At 69.4% G+C, this 15614-nt stretch carries 22 protein-coding genes; 13 read left to right on the forward strand and 9 right to left on the reverse strand.

Features of this window, described 5'->3' with window-relative positions; all coding sequences use genetic code 11:
- Positions 1-28: 28 nt before the first annotated feature.
- Together OG937_39725 and OG937_39730 are read left to right on the forward strand one after the other, a co-directional pair.
- On the forward strand, positions 29-337 hold the full coding sequence (locus OG937_39725) for a hypothetical protein (protein WUD77408.1): 309 nt from the start codon (positions 29-31) through the stop codon (positions 335-337).
- A 171-nt stretch (positions 338-508) separates the two neighbouring features.
- Positions 509-682, forward strand: a complete 174-nt coding sequence (locus tag OG937_39730) for a hypothetical protein (GenBank protein WUD77409.1) — start codon at positions 509-511, stop codon at positions 680-682.
- 142 nt (positions 683-824) lie between these two features.
- On the opposite strand, the gene OG937_39735 is transcribed toward OG937_39730, so the two are convergent.
- Both OG937_39735 and OG937_39740 read right to left on the reverse strand, forming a co-directional pair.
- On the reverse strand, positions 825-1181 hold the full coding sequence (locus tag OG937_39735; protein ID WUD77410.1) for a VOC family protein: 357 nt from the start codon (positions 1179-1181) through the stop codon (positions 825-827).
- Positions 1182-1304: 123 nt separating this feature from the next.
- Positions 1305-2594 carry a tachylectin-related carbohydrate-binding protein gene (locus OG937_39740; protein ID WUD77411.1) on the reverse strand — a complete coding sequence of 430 codons (1290 nt, stop codon included), beginning with the start codon at positions 2592-2594 and terminating at the stop codon, positions 1305-1307.
- Positions 2595-3685: 1091 nt separating this feature from the next.
- On the opposite strand from OG937_39740, the gene OG937_39745 reads away from it, so the two are divergent.
- The gene (locus OG937_39745; protein ID WUD77412.1) at positions 3686-3937 is read left to right on the forward strand and encodes a hypothetical protein; all 252 of its coding nucleotides are present in this window, start codon (positions 3686-3688) and stop codon (positions 3935-3937) included.
- A gap of 1 nt (position 3938) precedes the next feature.
- Complete coding sequence (locus tag OG937_39750; protein WUD77413.1) at positions 3939-4370, forward strand: DUF5994 family protein; 432 nt, start codon at positions 3939-3941, stop codon at positions 4368-4370.
- 13 nt (positions 4371-4383) lie between these two features.
- On the opposite strand, the gene OG937_39755 is transcribed toward OG937_39750, so the two are convergent.
- Positions 4384-4635: an SCO5918 family protein gene (locus OG937_39755; GenBank protein ID WUD77414.1), complete on the reverse strand. Its 252-nt coding sequence runs from the start codon at positions 4633-4635 to the stop codon at positions 4384-4386.
- Between the two features lie 286 nt (positions 4636-4921).
- Between OG937_39755 and OG937_39760 the strand changes: the two genes are divergently transcribed.
- Together OG937_39760 and OG937_39765 are read left to right on the forward strand one after the other, a co-directional pair.
- Positions 4922-5128 carry a cold-shock protein gene (locus OG937_39760; GenBank protein ID WUD77415.1) on the forward strand — a complete coding sequence of 69 codons (207 nt, stop codon included), beginning with the start codon at positions 4922-4924 and terminating at the stop codon, positions 5126-5128.
- Positions 5129-5342: 214 nt separating this feature from the next.
- Entirely contained in the window at positions 5343-5744 is a 402-nt protein-coding gene (locus tag OG937_39765; GenBank protein WUD77416.1) for a hypothetical protein, read from the forward strand.
- Positions 5745-5800: 56 nt separating this feature from the next.
- On the opposite strand, the gene OG937_39770 is transcribed toward OG937_39765, so the two are convergent.
- From OG937_39770 to OG937_39780, 3 genes are read right to left on the reverse strand one after another with little or no spacing between them, the layout of a single operon-like run.
- Entirely contained in the window at positions 5801-6175 is a 375-nt protein-coding gene (locus OG937_39770) for a hypothetical protein (protein WUD77417.1), read from the reverse strand.
- Positions 6172-6831, reverse strand: a complete 660-nt coding sequence (locus tag OG937_39775) for an Asp23/Gls24 family envelope stress response protein (protein ID WUD77418.1) — start codon at positions 6829-6831, stop codon at positions 6172-6174. Before OG937_39775 ends, OG937_39770 begins: the two co-directional genes overlap by 4 nt.
- Positions 6822-7454, reverse strand: coding sequence for a sigma-70 family RNA polymerase sigma factor (locus OG937_39780; protein WUD77419.1), 633 nt, complete (start codon positions 7452-7454; stop codon positions 6822-6824). The genes OG937_39775 and OG937_39780 overlap by 10 nt, the downstream gene beginning before the upstream one ends.
- Before the next feature lie 152 nt (positions 7455-7606).
- On the opposite strand from OG937_39780, the gene OG937_39785 reads away from it, so the two are divergent.
- The 5 genes from OG937_39785 to OG937_39805 all read left to right on the forward strand — a co-directional run bounded on the left by OG937_39785 (position 7607) and on the right by OG937_39805 (position 10167).
- A complete protein-coding gene (locus OG937_39785; GenBank protein ID WUD77420.1) occupies positions 7607-8101 on the forward strand; it encodes an Asp23/Gls24 family envelope stress response protein in 495 nt (164 codons plus the stop codon).
- A gap of 93 nt (positions 8102-8194) precedes the next feature.
- Positions 8195-8386, forward strand: a complete 192-nt coding sequence (locus tag OG937_39790) for a hypothetical protein (GenBank protein WUD77421.1) — start codon at positions 8195-8197, stop codon at positions 8384-8386.
- Complete coding sequence (locus OG937_39795; protein WUD77422.1) at positions 8383-8796, forward strand: Asp23/Gls24 family envelope stress response protein; 414 nt, start codon at positions 8383-8385, stop codon at positions 8794-8796. Before OG937_39790 ends, OG937_39795 begins: the two co-directional genes overlap by 4 nt.
- A 212-nt stretch (positions 8797-9008) precedes the next feature.
- Positions 9009-9539 carry a DUF6286 domain-containing protein gene (locus OG937_39800; protein WUD77423.1) on the forward strand — a complete coding sequence of 177 codons (531 nt, stop codon included), beginning with the start codon at positions 9009-9011 and terminating at the stop codon, positions 9537-9539.
- A 19-nt stretch (positions 9540-9558) separates the two neighbouring features.
- Positions 9559-10167: an alkaline shock response membrane anchor protein AmaP gene (locus tag OG937_39805; protein WUD77424.1), complete on the forward strand. Its 609-nt coding sequence runs from the start codon at positions 9559-9561 to the stop codon at positions 10165-10167.
- A gap of 60 nt (positions 10168-10227) precedes the next feature.
- Here the strand turns inward: OG937_39805 and OG937_39810 are convergent, their stop codons facing one another.
- The 3 genes from OG937_39810 to OG937_39820 all read right to left on the reverse strand — a co-directional run bounded on the left by OG937_39810 (position 10228) and on the right by OG937_39820 (position 13166).
- Positions 10228-11499, reverse strand: a complete 1272-nt coding sequence (locus OG937_39810) for a SpoIIE family protein phosphatase (GenBank protein ID WUD77425.1) — start codon at positions 11497-11499, stop codon at positions 10228-10230.
- Between the two features lie 302 nt (positions 11500-11801).
- Complete coding sequence (locus OG937_39815; GenBank protein WUD77426.1) at positions 11802-12257, reverse strand: SRPBCC family protein; 456 nt, start codon at positions 12255-12257, stop codon at positions 11802-11804.
- Between the two features lie 252 nt (positions 12258-12509).
- On the reverse strand, positions 12510-13166 hold the full coding sequence (locus OG937_39820; protein WUD77427.1) for a hemolysin III family protein: 657 nt from the start codon (positions 13164-13166) through the stop codon (positions 12510-12512).
- Between the two features lie 453 nt (positions 13167-13619).
- Here OG937_39820 and OG937_39825 point away from each other — a divergent pair, with 453 nt between their 5' ends.
- Positions 13620-14414, forward strand: a complete 795-nt coding sequence (locus tag OG937_39825) for a histone protein (GenBank protein WUD77428.1) — start codon at positions 13620-13622, stop codon at positions 14412-14414.
- Positions 14415-14418: 4 nt separating this feature from the next.
- The gene (locus OG937_39830; protein ID WUD77429.1) at positions 14419-15588 is read left to right on the forward strand and encodes an SRPBCC family protein; all 1170 of its coding nucleotides are present in this window, start codon (positions 14419-14421) and stop codon (positions 15586-15588) included.
- Positions 15589-15614 lie beyond the last annotated feature (26 nt).

The following is a 15614-nucleotide window of genomic DNA, read 5'->3' on the forward strand; positions in this document are numbered from 1 at the left end:
CGCGATTTCGGTTGAGACTCTGGAGCGCATGTACCTGGTCCATGCACATCTGGCACTCCCCTCCGACGAGGAGCTGCCGCAGAACGTCAAGGCGTTGGTGCGATCGGCGATCGTCCCCCGTGACCGCGTCGAGCACGTCGCCGTGCACCCGACCTCTCCCTCCGAACTCACACTCGGTTTCTATCTGCTGGCCGGCGGGCTCGATGAGGCGGAGGAACGGGCCCTTCGGGTCTGCTGCCGACTGCTGTGCGACGTACCGCAGTTGGCCACGGCGCGGCTGACCGGCGCGGGGGTGCCGCTGATGCCGCTGGCCTTCCTGCCCGAGACGGTGGACTGAATCGGCCCGTGTGGACGCATCAGTCCAAGGCCCTTTCCGTCCATCCCTGAAGCCTTTCCACAGGCTTGAGCTGCGACGAACCTATTGGTCACCGGCCGGGCCGAGCGTCACCGCGGGACGCGAGGGCGGTCCGGACACCGCATTTTTCCTCCGGAAGGAACGGAAACAGGCATGCTTCGCATCCGAATCGCCAAGGTCGCCGCGGTCTGCTCCCTCGTCGTCGCTGCGGCTCTCGCCGCCCCTGCGGTCACGCCCCCGTCCACGGCCGACGCGGTTCCTTCCTCTTCCGTCCTTGTCGCCGACGCCGGCTGGCAGGTCGCCCCGGCGGACGCCGGCTGGCAGTAGGCCGCCTGCCACCGACAGCCACTCGCGGCGGCCCGTGCAAAGGGCGGCGCCCCTTCGAAGCGAAGGGGCGCCGCCCTTTATGGTTGGTGGGCGTCGGCCGCCGCGGTCCGCCTGAGTGGATCGGTGTCAGGCGCGGGGGTTCTCACTGACGTCGGTTGCCGAGGACACAGAACTCGTTGCCTTCGGGGTCCGCCATGACGACCCACGACGACTGGTCACCCTGGCCGATGTCGACACGCTTGGCGCCATGGGCCTCGAGACGGGACACCTCGGCGTCCTGGTCATCGGGCCTGAAGTCGAGATGGAGTCGGCTCTTGCCCTGCTTGAGCTCGTTGATCCGGACGAAGTCCAACCCTGGCATGCGATCCGGCTCCGGCCGGATCTCGAACTCGTCGTCGGAGGAGTGGACCACGACCCAGCCGAGAGCCTCGGCCCACCACTGCCCCAAGGCCACCGGATCCACCGAGTGAACGATTACCTGTTCCCATTCCAAGGTCATCTTCCGAGTGTAGGCCTGCCGCCCCTTCGCACGCAGGCGCTTGAAGCGCTCGGAGCTCCGGGTCGAGGACGCCTCGAAGGCCCCGCGGGGACCGGCGGGGCCTTCGAGGCGTCGGGTGGGGCGTCAGGCGATCTTCTTGTACCGCAGGGCGACGTACGACGAGGCCGGGTGGCCGCCGATGTCGCCGCTGTAGACGTTCGCGGTCGAGTAGTTCATGTCCGTGGCCGTGCTGCCCTCGGCGTAGTAGTAGAAGGTGCCCGCGTCCTGGTTCTTCCAGCCCGCGAAGAGGACGGCGTGGTCGGAGTAGTCGTTCAGCGCGTCACCGGGCCTGAGGTCGGCCTTGTTGATCTGCGTGCTCACGCTGGGGAGGGTCTCGGTCGTGAGCGAGGTGGTGAGGTGCCAGGTCATGGAGACGAAGCCGGAGCAGTCGGTGCGGTAGGAGTGGTCGCCGTCGACGTCGGTGGCGTAGGCGCTCTGGCTGTACTGGATGTTGCGGTTGTACCAGTCCTTGGCCCGGGCGATGACCTCGTTGCGGTAGATGGTGCCGCCCTGCACGGACTTGGGCGGGGCCGGCGCCACGTAGGCGCAGTTGTTCGCGTAGGCCGACAGCAGGCTCTGGGTCCAGCCGGACGCGTCCACCGGGTCGTCGGAGTGGTACGCGATGTCGCTGCCGTCACCGTCGGTCGGGTCCGAGTCGTGGTACCAGTACATGCCGCCGTTGGTACGGCCGTAGTAGAGACCGCCGCCCGGCGAGGAGAGCGAGTCCACCGCCGACCAGCCGCTCGGCTTCAGGACCGAGCTGTCCCAGTCGTTCACGCCGTTGATCTTGTAGCTGAGCAGTCGGCCGTCCGAGGTCGAGGCGATGATGCGGTCGTCGCCCGCGGCGGCGAGCGTCTTGAGGACGAAGCCGGTGTCGATCACGACGTGCTGGCCTATGTGGGCCGACCCTGCGGGCTTGGCCTGCGACACCAAGTACTGGTGGAGCTGGCCGTCGACCGTCCCGTAGAGGTGACCGGCGCCGTCGTAGACCAACTTGTCGAAGGTCCAGCCGCCGTCCCAGATCTTGACGACTCCCGCGAGCGTGAGGGACGTGTTGTTCGTCTGCACGTCGACCCGGTAGAGGTCGCCGGTGGTCGAAGTGACCAGCACCGTGTTGAAGTTGAGGGCCGCCATCGTCTTGGGCGTGAAGCCGAGGTTCGGGCCGATGAGCGTCTTGACGCGGTCGCCGGTGTTCGGCTCGATCTGCGTGTACGTCAGCCGGCCGTCGGACAGCGTGCCGTACATCGACACGTCACCGGTGCACGACGCGACGGCGTGCGCGGCTCCGGCGGTGGTCGCGACCAAGCCGAGGGACATCGCGCTGACGGCGACCACGGCGGCGGTGGTACGGCGGAGGGCATGGCTCAGCTTCATGATTTCTCCTGCGGTGGGTAGTACGAGCGGGCGGCGGTACATCCCCGGCCCAAACAGCTGCCCTGCAGGTGCAGCTGTGAAGGATGTCTCGGGTGTGACGCCCGGTGGCAGGAACTACTTTCGCCGCAGGTCACGCGGGTTGGAAGAGAAGGCGAATGGACGTAAACGTCCTTGGCCTGTTACGTCCTGACGGCACGTCGGCCACGTCGGGAGGTCAGGTAATCACGGAGGTAGCCGTCACGGATCTCGTGGCGGACCTGACGGCTTGCCTCGCTTCGGTTCAGTTCCTCGACGCCGCGCGTTCCGTGAGAGCGTGGTTGCCGGCGCCGAGGCCCGGGCTTCCGGCGCCCGCGTCGCCGCGGGCGGGCATCGGGCGACCGCTCGCTCGGCTTCCTGCGGGGAGCGGTGTCCGAGCCCGCACGATATGGCGATGTCGACCTGCCGTCCCACGGCGTCCTCCGCCAGCCCGAGCACGGTGAGCTGCTCGCCGTGGGACTGGCTCTCGTGGGCGATGCCCGCGACAAGCGGCGGGCGGTCCGCGCCCGCAGTCGCCGGAGCGGCGCGTACTACCCGCGATGGGCGGCAGGCGGCTCCTGTGTGGGGTGGAGCCTCCGTTCTCGCTGGTCAGAGCCGTGGCAACCTTGATCGTCGGTAATCGGGAGTACGGTGGGGGCACCGAAGGCATTTCGTGCGTTGGCATCAGCGTTGGCGTCGTCGTCGGAAATGGGCATGCCCGGCGCACCAGCCGGGCCGGAAGGCGGCGTCATGGCCGCGACGACGATTCGGGCGACGCACGCCCACATGTGCCCTCCGGCCGGGGCAGGGTTGTGCCTCACACTTGGCAGATCGCGGTTAGACGGGTGGGCCCGAGCATGGTGGCCGCGCTCCAGGGTCCACTCGGAAACCGGTGCCGCCGAACTCGCCTTGGCCCGCGGCTTTCGTCCTCTCGATCGGACCGCCACGGAGGCGTGGATCACGCGAAGGAACCACGAGCAGGCCGCTACTCCGGAAACCCACGGCCAGGAAACGGCGTGTGAGGGCGAAGGCGGCCGGTGAGCTGCGGGTCCGTCGCGAGAAGACTGGAGACACACATGGGAACCGACGCATCGCTCCCGGAGGGCGAACTCGCCGAGGTCCGTATCACCGCCGCCTCTCCCGAAGTGGCACGACGCGTGGCTGAGGTACTGCGTACGTGGTTCGCGAGCACCGAACAACGCAGCTACCCCGCCGGCGTCACGGGCAGTGGTACCCGACTGCATCTGACGGTGGACACCGCCCACACACCGCAGCTGCACAGCGGATTCCAGCGGTGGCTCGCCGCCGCTTCACGGACGGGTGGCTGAGATGCCCATCGGCAGCATGCAGGCCACCCGCCCCGGGGCCGAGGAGGGGCCCGTCCGGGTCAGGCTGGTCCGGCGTGACCTGGGGCCGCACTGGCTCGACGGCGTATGGTGGCCGCGGAGCCACGATCTCGGCAAGGGCCTGCCCGGTCTGCTGGCGGCCCTGGACGAACGCTGGCCCGGCATCAGCCGCATCACGGTGAGCGGTCCGATGTGGCGCATGGGGCCGCAGGAGTTTCGGTTCGGGGGCCGGAACATACACATCAACCGGGCCGCCGCGACCCCGCGGCCGAACACCATCTGTCTGGTGTCCTACGGGGTCGGCCGCTGCGACCTCCTGGTCGTGCCTCCGGGCGCGACGCCTGATGAGGCGCGCCGTCTCATGGACTCCGTCGTCGGTTCCGACGGAGCCCGCGCCGGGTGCCCGCCGAGGTGAGGGCCGCCGACGATCAGACGTCGGTGGCGGCGGTGACGGTGTGGCAGGTGAATCCGAGGCGCGTCATGGCACGTGTGACCTCTGCAGCGGTGAAGTCCCGTCGGTCCTGGCGGGTGATCACGGCGCCCACCTGCTTGACGGGGTAGTACTGCTGCCCGATACGTACGGACTCGCCGGCCAGGGGTTCGGGGGAGACGCCGCTCATGGCCTGCTGCACCTCGCTGGGGGTGAGGTCGAAGGGGTAACCGGCGATGATGCAGCGCACTGGGTCTCCACACGATGGTCGGATGTACCTCGGGGGGTCAGCGTCGCACAGTAAGGCTGCCGGAGCGACAGGAGAAGGACACGAATAATTCGGTCTCCGTGATCCACCGCCGGCGGAGCATGTGTGTTAGCTTTGTTGTGTTGCAGTTTTGGTACCCATGAACGTTATGTGCACCTGACCCACAGGTGCATTTTTGTTTTTCCGGTCCTTCCGGAGGGTCATTGCGGCGACAGGAGTCCGCGCAGTGTGGACTTCAGGCAACTGCTCCAGAAGGAGATGCTTCATCATGGCAACTGGCACCGTGAAGTGGTTCAACGCGGAAAAGGGCTTCGGCTTCATCGAGCAGGACGGCGGCGGCGCTGACGTCTTCGCCCACTACTCGAACATCGCCACCCAGGGCTTCCGCGAGCTCCAGGAGGGCCAGAAGGTGAGCTTCGACGTCACGCAGGGCCAGAAGGGCCCGCAGGCCGAGAACATCGTTCCGATCGGCTGACGTCGGAAAGCATCAGGGTCGGGGCCGGCACCCTTCGGGGGCCGGCCCCTTCCGTATTCCCCGATAGTCCCACTGGCGGCGGCTCTCAGGTTTCGTCGGTCGCTACGGCGACGTTGCCCTGTGGCCCCACGCCTGCCCGTTTGAGTGTCCAATATTGGGCATGGTTGCAGATAGGGCAAATCATTCCTCTGGGGGTTGATGAAGGAAGGCTGTCATGGAGAAGAAGCACAGTAAGGGTCGGCAGGGCGAGGGTCCGAGCCGGTTCAAGGGCGATGACCAGCACGGATGGTCGCAGGATGTGGACGCGACCCGCCAGGAGGAGAACCCGAGCGCGCATCGCTCCTTCCATCCGGACACCTATGCGCCGGGCGGGAAGAACCGCGAACCGAGCCGGCAGGACATAGAGGACTCGCTGGAGGGCACGCCCGTGGAAGGCATCTCCCGCAGTGGCGAGGAACGGTCGGGGAAGTCCGGCAAGAGGGGCATCCGGGACACGGGGCGGCGGGGCCCCTCGGGACGTCCCAGCGGGACGGAAGACGCCTCGGAAACCACCGGGGTGGACCCGCAGGAGCCGTCTGGCGGGCCTCCTCGCGGGAAGAGGGAGACGAATCCCTAGTCTCTCGACGCCGTTTCGCAGCAACGACGATGGACGCGGGCCCATTCGGGGCCGGATCACGCACGTGTCCGTGCGATCCGGGTGATGGTGACGGTCACGGTGAGGGCCTCCCCGCTCCCGTGGGCCGTGACGAGCGGCATGAGTGACGCCCGGGTCCGGTCGTGGACCGTGCGGGCGACGTCCACGGCTCGGTGACCCTCGGCGAGGACGCAGCGTATCTCCACCTGCCAGCCCGAGCCGTCCGGGTCGCGCGCGACGCGGATGCCCGACAGCGGCGAGGCGAACCTGTCGTGTGCCGCTCCCGGAACCGGGCGTGAAGCGGCTCGGGCGAGGCGGCTGGCGAGAGTGGGCTGCAAGCCGAGCACCCCGTCGACCCCGAGGGCGGCCTCGGCGGCGCTCCGGCGAATGTCGGCAGGGTCGCAACCCGTCATGGGGCGGGTTCCGGCCCGCCGTGCGCGGGCTCCGAGATGCTCGGCGACCATCCGGCGTAGCGTACGTCGATCACCGTGACGTCTATCGCGGCCGCCAACAGGCCCAGTGCGTTGTCGGCGGCGTCCCGTACCGCGTGTCGCACCAGTGCCGCGGTCTCAGGCAGAGGGCGGTTCAGAGCGGCGGCCAGAGCGATGCTCACGCGTATGCCCGTCGGCTCGTCGGCGCGGGTGAGGCGGCAACTTGCGGTCGTGACGCCGAGTACCGAGTCCGCGGCGCTCCGCAGCACGCCGGCCGCGGTGTGTTCGGCGATCCGCAGAGTGCGCGTGGGGTCGCCCAGCGGCAGCATCGGCCCCAGCAGTACCTCGTTGCGGACGATGTCCATGACGCGGGAGACGAGGCTCTGTGTGCTGGGTGGCTCCTGCTCCCGCAGCGCCTGCGTCGCCCTGTCCAGTGCGGCCAGGCCGTCGACGGCATCACGGCAGTAAGGGCACTCGGCGACGTGGGGGTCTACGGGCGGACCGGTGTCCCTGGCCTGCTCCCAGGCGTGACTGAGAGTGCGCCCGCAGGTGAGCACTTCGTCGCCGGTGTGACGGCGGACCTCGTCGAGAGGGCAGCCGTCCGCCGGAGGCCGGGGGGGATGGTCGTCTAGCGCCATGGGCCCAGTGCCTCCTTCAGGGTTCGTCGTGCTCGGTACAGTCGCCCGCGGACCGTTTGCTCGGTGGTGCCCGTGACGTGGGCGATCTGGGAGTAGGGGAGTCCGTGCAGTTCCCGCAGGATCCAGCAGATGCGCTGCTGCGGTTCCAGCGCGCCGAGCGCACCGGCCAGAGCGTCGGTGAGGGCGTCCTGTTCGGCTGCCCGCGCCGGCGAGCTCCGCATTCCGGGGGCGGCGGGTTCGGCCACCGAGTTCAACGGTACCGGGGCCGGCCGGTGGCGCAGGGAGTTCAGGCAGCGGTTGACGGTGATGCGGTACATCCAGGTCCTGAACGCCGCGCCGTGACGGAAATCGGGCAGGCGCCGCCAGGCGCTGATGAAAGCGTCCTGGACGGCGTCCTCGGCGTCCTGCAGGTTGCCCAGCGTGTGGAAGGCCAGGGCGAGCAGCGGGCGGCTGTGACGCCGCACCAGGATCGCGAATGCCTCCTCGTCGCCTTCGCCGGCCCGGGTCGCCAGCAGGTCGTCCGGCGCGGACGGCAGGCCGTCGGCCAGGCCTGGGGGAACGGGGCTCGGGGGCGTGCCGAGTACGGCCGATCGGCGCGGGGAAGTGCCGGCGCTGTGCGTCATGACCGCACCTCCTCCCTGCGGTGTTACGCGTGCCCGGCTTCAGGCATGTGATGCCGGTTCGCGAACATGCATGACGAATTGCCTCCCGGATGTGTCCAAACCTGTGACGGGCGCCGTACCGGTGCCCGCAGCAACTGATCGAGGCGACTGCCATGACGGACACCACCGACCGTCCCTTCACCGGACAGGACGGCTCCGCCGGGACCGGGACGATGCTCAAGGGGCCGACCGGCGCGAACACCTCCCCCGAAACGCGGGGCCAGACCACCATCGCCGACGGCGTCGTGGCCAAGATCGCGGGAACTGCCGCTCGCGAGGTCCCCGGGATCCACAACCTCGGTGCGGGCATGGCCCGGGCCATGGGCGCCATGCGCGAACGCGTCCCCGGCGGCGGGACCGGAAGCGTAAGCCGCGGGGTGAAGGTCGAGGTGGGCGAGAGCCAGGCCGCGCTGGACCTCGACGTCGTCGTCGAGTACGGCTACGCCATCCCCGATGTGGCAGCAGAGGTCCGCGTCAGCGTCATCTCCGCCGTGGAACGCATGACCGGCCTTGAGGTCGTCGAGGTGAACCTCGTCGTCGACGACGTGAAGCTGCCCGACGAGGAAGAGGAAGACGAAACCGAGCCGGGCGAGGGCCGCGTCCGATGAACTCCGTCAGTGGGCCGTCAGTGGGTCCACCCACGCGGCACGAAGCGCGCCCGAGGCGGCGGCACACGCCGGCGCGGGACAGGTGAGTGAATCATGAATACAGCGACAGTGGGTCTGGCAGCCGGAATGGCACTGGGATTCGCCGGCTTCTTCGGCGGGTTCTGGGCCTTCCTCCTGGTAGCGGTCCTGGGCGCCGTGGGGTTGGGTGTCGGTCTCGTCCTGCAGGGTGACGCCGACGTGTTCACCCGGCGGCAGCGGGACGTGTCCGCCCGGCGGCCACGGTGAACACCACCACCCGTGCCGCCGGTTCGTCCGGCCGTCCCCCCGGCGAGCCTGCGGACGACGTCCACGGCCGCGTGCCGCCTGCCGCGCGTGGCGCGACGGTGATACCCGACCGGGTCGTGGCCCGCATCGCCGTCCGGGTCGCCGGCACGGCGCTGCGCCGACTCGTCGGCCCGAGGCAGCCGCGCACGGAGCTGGCCGCACCGGGGGCTCGCGTGACCACGTACGGCGGGACGGCACAACTGGCGTTGTCGGTGGACCTTCCGTACCCCGCTGACATCGCCGTCACCTGCCGGCAACTGCAGCGCGAGGTCGCCGAACGGGTGGCCCAACTGACCGGGCTGGACGTCCGCGACGTCACGCTGACGATCCGGCGCCTGGCCACCGTCGGCGGACCGGACCGCGTTCAGTGACCCCCGCCGCCTCAGCGGCGCCGGACGGAACCAGCCGTCGTCACGTGCAGACCAAGGAGCCCCCCATGACTCTCCCCTCCGGTATCGCACCGCCCGGTCGCCATGCATCGCGGCCCAAGACCGAAAGAGACGCAGGCTCGGGCCGGCACGGCATCCGTGCTCCCGCGGCGAGGTCGCCGGCGCGCGACAGCCGTGGGGCGAGGTCACCTCGCTTGTGGTCGACACGTCGCATCCCGGCCACCGTGGTGGCCCTGGTGGCAGTCTGCGCCTTTGGGGTGGTGCTGTACGACGTGATCGCCGTGCGTGCCGGGCAGCGCGCCGGGGCGTGGCGCACGCGCCTCGCCGACGAGTTGGCCAGCCGCCCGGTCGACGACCTGTGGCTGCTGCTCGGCGCCTCCGTCGCCGTCCTCCTCGGCTTGTGGCTGCTCGTCCTCGCGCTCACCCCAGGCCTGCGCCGGCAGTTGCCGCTGCGGGCCCCCGACGGCTGTACCGGACTGCGGGCCTGGCTGGACCGTCGGGGAGCCGAACTGGTGCTGCGCGACGCCGCGATGCGGGTCCCGGGCATAGCCCGAGCCCGGGTCCGGGTCGGACGCCGCCGCGTCATCGCCCGAGCGGACGTCCGCTTCCGCGACCCGGCGACCGTCCGCGACGACCTCACCCAGGCCTTGCAGGACCAGTGCCGCCAGCTCGCTCTGGCACATGCCCCACGGCTGGCGGTCCGCCTACGACACCACACCCGCTGACCCCGCCCGGGAGCGCGCCATGAACGGCCGATCCACACTCAACCGCCTCCTCCTGGCCATCAGCGGCCTGGTGCTACTGGGTGGCGGGCTGCTGATCCTCACCGCAGCTCTCGACCTCTACCGTCGGGTTCACGTGGCTGCGCCCGCCGGCTGGCCGCTGACCACGCACAATGACGTCCTGCTCAGCAACGCCGACCGGATCCGCTGGAGCGACCAGGGCTGGTGGTGGTGGCCCGCCGTCATCGCCGGCCTCACCCTGGCGACCGTCCTGGCGCTCCTGTGGCTGCTCGCCCAGTTCCGACGTCAACGTCCCGGCTCGGTGCACCTGGGCGGAACACCTCCGCCCGATGGTGTCGAATTGCGCGGCCGCGCCCTCAGCGACGCCGTGGCCGCCGAAGCAAGCGCTCTGCCCGGCGTCGGGCGGGCGGGCGCCCACATGACCGGACGCCCGGCGCACCCCCGGCTCGACGTGGCCGTCACGCTGACGGATCACGCCGCACCCGCCCCGGTCCTGCAGGCGCTGTGTCACGGCCCGATCGCGCACGCACGCGAGAGCACCGGGTTGACCGAACTGCCCACCCGGGCGCGCTTCGACGTCGGCAGGCACAAAGCGCGCCGCGTCGAATAGGGCGCCCTCATCGGGCACGGTAGGACACCGGCAAGGCCGCCCGCCCTGTCCCACGCCCCGTCAGGGACGCGGGGGGACGCGCAGGGCGAGGAGGGCGGTGTCGTCGCTGGCCCAGTCACCCGTGTGCTCGGCGATGAGGTCGCCGAGGTGGGTGACGATGCCCTGCGCATCCATTCCTCGGCAGCCGGCGAAGGCGGCGGCCAGTGCTTCCTCGCCGAACTGCGGCCGGGCGACGGAAGATGCGGTGCGACGGGCCCGGGCCTCGGTGGCGCCGTCGGTGTAGAGCAGCAGGGCGTCGCCCGGGGCGAGCCGGAACGGGACGTCGGTCAGCCTGACGTCGGCGAGGATGCCCAGCAGGCTTCCGGACCGTCCGACCTCCTGGATACGGCCGTTGGCCCGGCGGATCAGGGCCGGGGGGTGTCCCGCGGTGCACAGCCGCCCCGCGATTCCCGCGGGTGTGGTGCGGAAAGTGGCATAGACGGCGGTCAGGAACCGCTCTCCCTTGCGCTGCTCCATGAGGGCGGAGTTGAGGTGATCGAGCACTGAGGCGGGGGACTTGTGCTGGGTGGCCTCGGCGCGCAGCGTGTAGCGGGCCAGGGCGGTGACCTTGGCCGCTTCGGTGCCCTTCCCGCACACGTCGCCCATCACGGTGCACCACCAAGGCCCCTTGGCCCGGAAAAGGTCGTAGAAGTCGCCCACCACGGTGCTGCCACCGGCCGCCGGCAAGTACGAGGCGGCCGTCTCCAGGCCTGGGACCTTCTGCAGTACCGGGGGCAGCAGGCTGTCCTGGAGGCTGCGGGCCAGCGTGCTAGCGGTCTCCAGGGCGTCCTGGGCAACGGCCAGCGAGGTGCGCAGGTTGATCTCGTTGCTGGCCGCGCGGGCGATCGTGGCCAGTTCGGCCAGTTCCTGGGGTTGCCAGGCGTGCGGATTCTCATCCACCACGCTCATGCTGCCCAGCACCTCCCCGCCCGGGGCGAGGATCGGGTACCCGGCCCAGGCTCCGATCTTCATCCGCGTGACCGCGGGATGACCGCTCGTGCGGGGGTCGGCAACGGCGTCCGCGACCACGAACGGCTCCCCGTGCCGGCCGACCACGAAGGAGCAGAAACTCTCCCGGACGGGCATCTGCCGCTCGGCCACCTCCCCGGCGTCCACCCCGACGCAGGACTTCCAGAACGAACGACGCTCGTCGACCAGGGTGATGAATGCCCGCCCGCAGCCGGTCACCGAGGCCGCGAGCTGGGCCAGGTCGTCGAATGCCGCCTCGGGGCCGGTGTCCAGCAACCCGGTCGCCTCCACCGCGGCCAGCCGCCGTCGGTCGGACAGTGCCACGGGCAGGCCGTCAGGCCGCGTCTCACCTGGGATCGCGAGGCCCTCATGCAAACGTCTCCGTGCCCCCACGACCGCCTCCGGTACATCAGAAAGTGTTGGATCGATCGCACAACGTCATCGAATGGACGGTCACACGACTACCGTAGCCACCAGCGGTCCGGCGCCGGGGACAAGGAGGACGATTGCCGGTGTGGGGCGGCGGTGCTGCCGTCCATGGCACCACCATGGAGGCTCGTGTCCTCGCTGCGAACAGGGACGCCTCGGAGCACCGTCAGCGCCGGCACGCGCACGCAAACCCCGGGTCAGCTCGCCTTCTCCCGCTCGCTGACGTCGTTCTCCACGGCGTCGGCCAGCCTGCCGAGCATGCTGCGGTGCCGGAGCTGGATCAATGCGTCAAGCGCCGCGTTGTGGAGAAGGCCGCCAGGGCCCCGCAGCGGATGTTCGTCGAGAATGATCAGGGTGTCCTCGCCCCATGGACGGAGCTCGATCGCGATGCGAGCGGTGCCGAGCCATCCGGCCTCGGCCTCCAGTTCCAGTTGCCGGGGCGGCCGGCAGACGCGGACGACCGTCTTCCCCTCCGCGACCAGGGGTCCCATGTTCACGCTGTACTCGATGCAGGACCCGACCTGCGGCCACCGGTCGTCGGTCTGTTGGGAATGCGAGGGGCCGACGACCCACTCGCCGTAGCGGGAGCCGTCGGCGAGGGCGGCCCACACCTCCTCTGGGGATCCGCCCACCAAACGGTGCTGTACGGCCATGAGCTCCTCCCGTAAAGGCTTGCCACTGCTGATCAGAGGCCGGAATCCACTCCCGCGTGAAGGCGTGCGTCCCCCTGCTGCCGGCCTCTCGGCCGCGGCATGCCGGAAGGGATCGACGCTGCGGACAGCCTGGGCCGCCCGGTTGGGGCCCGGGCCTCGTGGGGTATTCACACGGCCGGCCGGGCGGACACTTCCCACGCTACGCTCCACGGACCCCGCTGCGCACGCCAGGAACCGCAGGTCACATGCCGGTCAGACGGCGGTCAGGGCGATCGCCGCGTAGTGGGTCGTGAAAGCAGCCAGGGTGAAGGTGTGGAAGACCTCGTGGAACCCGAACCAGCGCGGAGAGGGGTCGGGTCGCTTCGTCGCGTACACCACTGCGCCTGCGGTGTAGAGAACTCCGCCGGTGACGATCAGGATCACGACCACGGGCCCGCCGACGCGCATGAAGTCCGGTAGGAGGAAGGCGCCGGACCAGCCGAGCGCAAGGTAGCAAGGGGTGGACAGCCAGCGGGGAGCCCCCACCCACAGCACCCGGAAGGCGACTCCGGCGAGTGCGCCGGCCCACATGAGTCCCAGCAGGACGGCTCGTCTGTGCTGGGGAAGAAGGACCACGGTCAGGGGTGTGTACGTGCCGGCGATGATCACGAAGATGTTGGCGTGGTCCAGTCGGCGCAGGACCGTCTCCCCGCGAGGACGCCAGGTGCCGCGGTGGTAGAGCGCGCTGGTGCCGAACAGCAGCCACGCGGAGGCGGAGTAGATTCCACAGGCGAGCGTCGTCAGAGTTGTGCGTGCAAGGCAGATCAGCGCGATGCCCGCGATCAGTGAGGCCGGAAACATGCCGGCGTGCAACCAGCCGCGGAGTCTGGGTTTCAGCGGTTCCATGGCCCCGGCGGCCGCCTCCGCCATCTCGCCAACCTGGTGGGCGGCTCCCGCGGCTCCGTGTCCGGTCGCCTCGGCGAGACCGACCGCTCGCTGACGCGTCCCGTTCGCCCTGTGACCAGGAACTGCGCTGGTGGGCACGGCGTCGGCCGTGAAGTCCGGCTGCCTCAGAGGCCGCTGGACGTCATCTGCGCACATACACCCCATGCTAGGAGCCCGCCCACGTCGGCGCATGAGGTGGCAAGGCGACTCACGGACCGCGGAGGCGCGGATCGGGTGGCCGCAATTCTCCATGGCGTTCCGCTCTCCGCATGCGCCTGCTGACGTCACAACCCAGACTGGAGATAGCGGAGCGAGCAGCGCGGCCACTGCCCGCCACCCCATGCGGACGCTTCGCCCTGACGAGCGAGCCCCCGTTCCCGGCGACGGCGGGCGCCAGCCGGAACACCAGCTCGGTAACCCTCATCGAAGGGAAACTCGATGAACGACGTACCCAAAGTCGCTCTTGCTGTCGCGGTCGCCGGAGGTTACATCCTCGGCCGGACCAAGAAGGGGCGGCTGGCCTTCGGCATCGCGACCTACCTGGCCGGACGGCGGGTCGGCCTCGAACCCCAACAGCTGCTGACGGAAGGGGTCAAGAGGCTGCGTGAACTGCCTCAATTCGAAGAACTCAGCGAGCAGCTACGCGGTGAGGCTTTGAAAGCCGGCCGTCAGGCGATGGGCGCGGTTGCCGACCGCAAGCTCTCGGCGCTGGCCGACTCCCTGCAAGCACGCACTGAGCGCATAGGCAAGCGCAAGGAAGAGGAGCCGGAAGAGGAGGAGGAGCCCGAGGACGAATACGAGGAGGAAGAGGAGGAAGAGGAGGAAGAGGAGGAGCCCGAGGAGGAGCCCGAGGAGGAGGAAGAAGAAGGGGAAACATCCGAGGGTGAGGCAGAGACGGAAGAGGAGGAGCCGGAGAAGCCCGAGCCCAGGCGTCGCCGGGCAGCTCGCAAGGACGCGGGCCGGGATGAGGGTTCGCGCAGCCGTGGTGGAACCCGCCGCCCCGCCAAGGCGGCTCCCCACAAGGCGCCGGCCGGGAAGACAACAGGCAAGAAGACGGCGCCCGCGAAGAAGACGGCGGCGAAGAAGTCCTCCGCTCCCGCGAAGAAGACGGCGGCGAAGAAGTCCTCCGCTCCCGCGAAGAAGACGGCAGCTGCGAAGAAGTCCTCCGCTCCGGCCAAGAGGACGGCGGCGAAGAAGACGGCGGCGAAGAAGGCATCCACACGGCGGAGGTAGGCCCATGGCCGGCACGACACGCGAAGGCGAACAGGGCTCGGGGCTCGACCAGTTGCGCGGCGCGTTCACGAACTTCCTGGGGGCCCAGGTACAGAATCTGGCGGACAAGGCCACGGACAAACTCGGCGACGTCACCAGCGGGCTCCAGGGTGTGGCTGACGGGGGCGGAGTGCTCCCCAAGGCGGGTCTGCGAATGCTCCAAGGGGACTCACCGGTCAAGGCTCTGATCGGTGAGAAGGCGAAGAGCATCAAGGACAACGTCGTCGACAAGGTCAAGGGGGTGTTCGGCGGCGGAGGGGGCAAGGGCCGTAAGTCCGGTACGTCCAAGGTCATGAACATCATTGAAGTGCTGGACGTGGGTGTGCCGCTGCGCTTCGCATACGACCACTGGACTCAGTACGAGAAGTTCAGCAGCTTCACCAAGGGCGTCCGCAGTGCGTCACGGGGCAAGGAGGCGGACAGCGACTGGAAGGTCAAGGTGGGTCCGTCGACACGCGGGTGGAAGGCCACGACGCAGGAGCAGGTGCCGGACGAACGCATCGTCTGGACCTCGGAGGGCGCCAAGGGCACCACGCGCGGTTGCGTGAGCTTCCACGAATTGGCACCCAGCCTCACCCGCATCGTGCTCGTGGTCGAGTACTACCCCTCTGGCTTCTTCGAGAAGACCGGAAACGTCTGGCGCGCCCAAGGGCGTCGTCTGCGCCTGGACTTCAAGCACTTCCAGCGTTACGTGACCCTTACCGACGAGGAAGCGGACGGCTGGCGCGGCGAGATTCGCGACGGCGAAGTGGTCCGGACGCACGAGGAAGCCATCGAGGAAGAAGAGCAGGCCGCCGAAGAGGAAGGCTCGGAGGAGCCTGACGAGTACGAAGAGGAGGGCGAGTACCCCGAGGGCGAAGAGGGGGAGGACGAGGAAGAGGAGTACCCGGAGGACGAAGAAGAAGAGGAGGGCGAGTACCCCGAGGACGAAGAGGAAGGGGAGGACGAAGAAGAGGAGGGCGAGTACGCCGAGGAAGAAGAGGACAGGGAGGACGAAGAAGAAGAGGAGGACGAGTACGCGGAGGGCGATGAGGAAGGGGAGGACGAAGAAGAGGAGGGCGACGAAGAGGAGGACGATGAGCAGAGTCCTGATCGCTCCTCCGGGCGGGCACGTGGCGGCCGCAGGCGGCGATGATCAGCCACTCCCAGGAGGCCGCGGGC

The organism is Streptomyces sp. NBC_00510, from assembly GCA_036013505.1.
Taxonomy (GTDB): domain Bacteria; phylum Actinomycetota; class Actinomycetes; order Streptomycetales; family Streptomycetaceae; genus Actinacidiphila.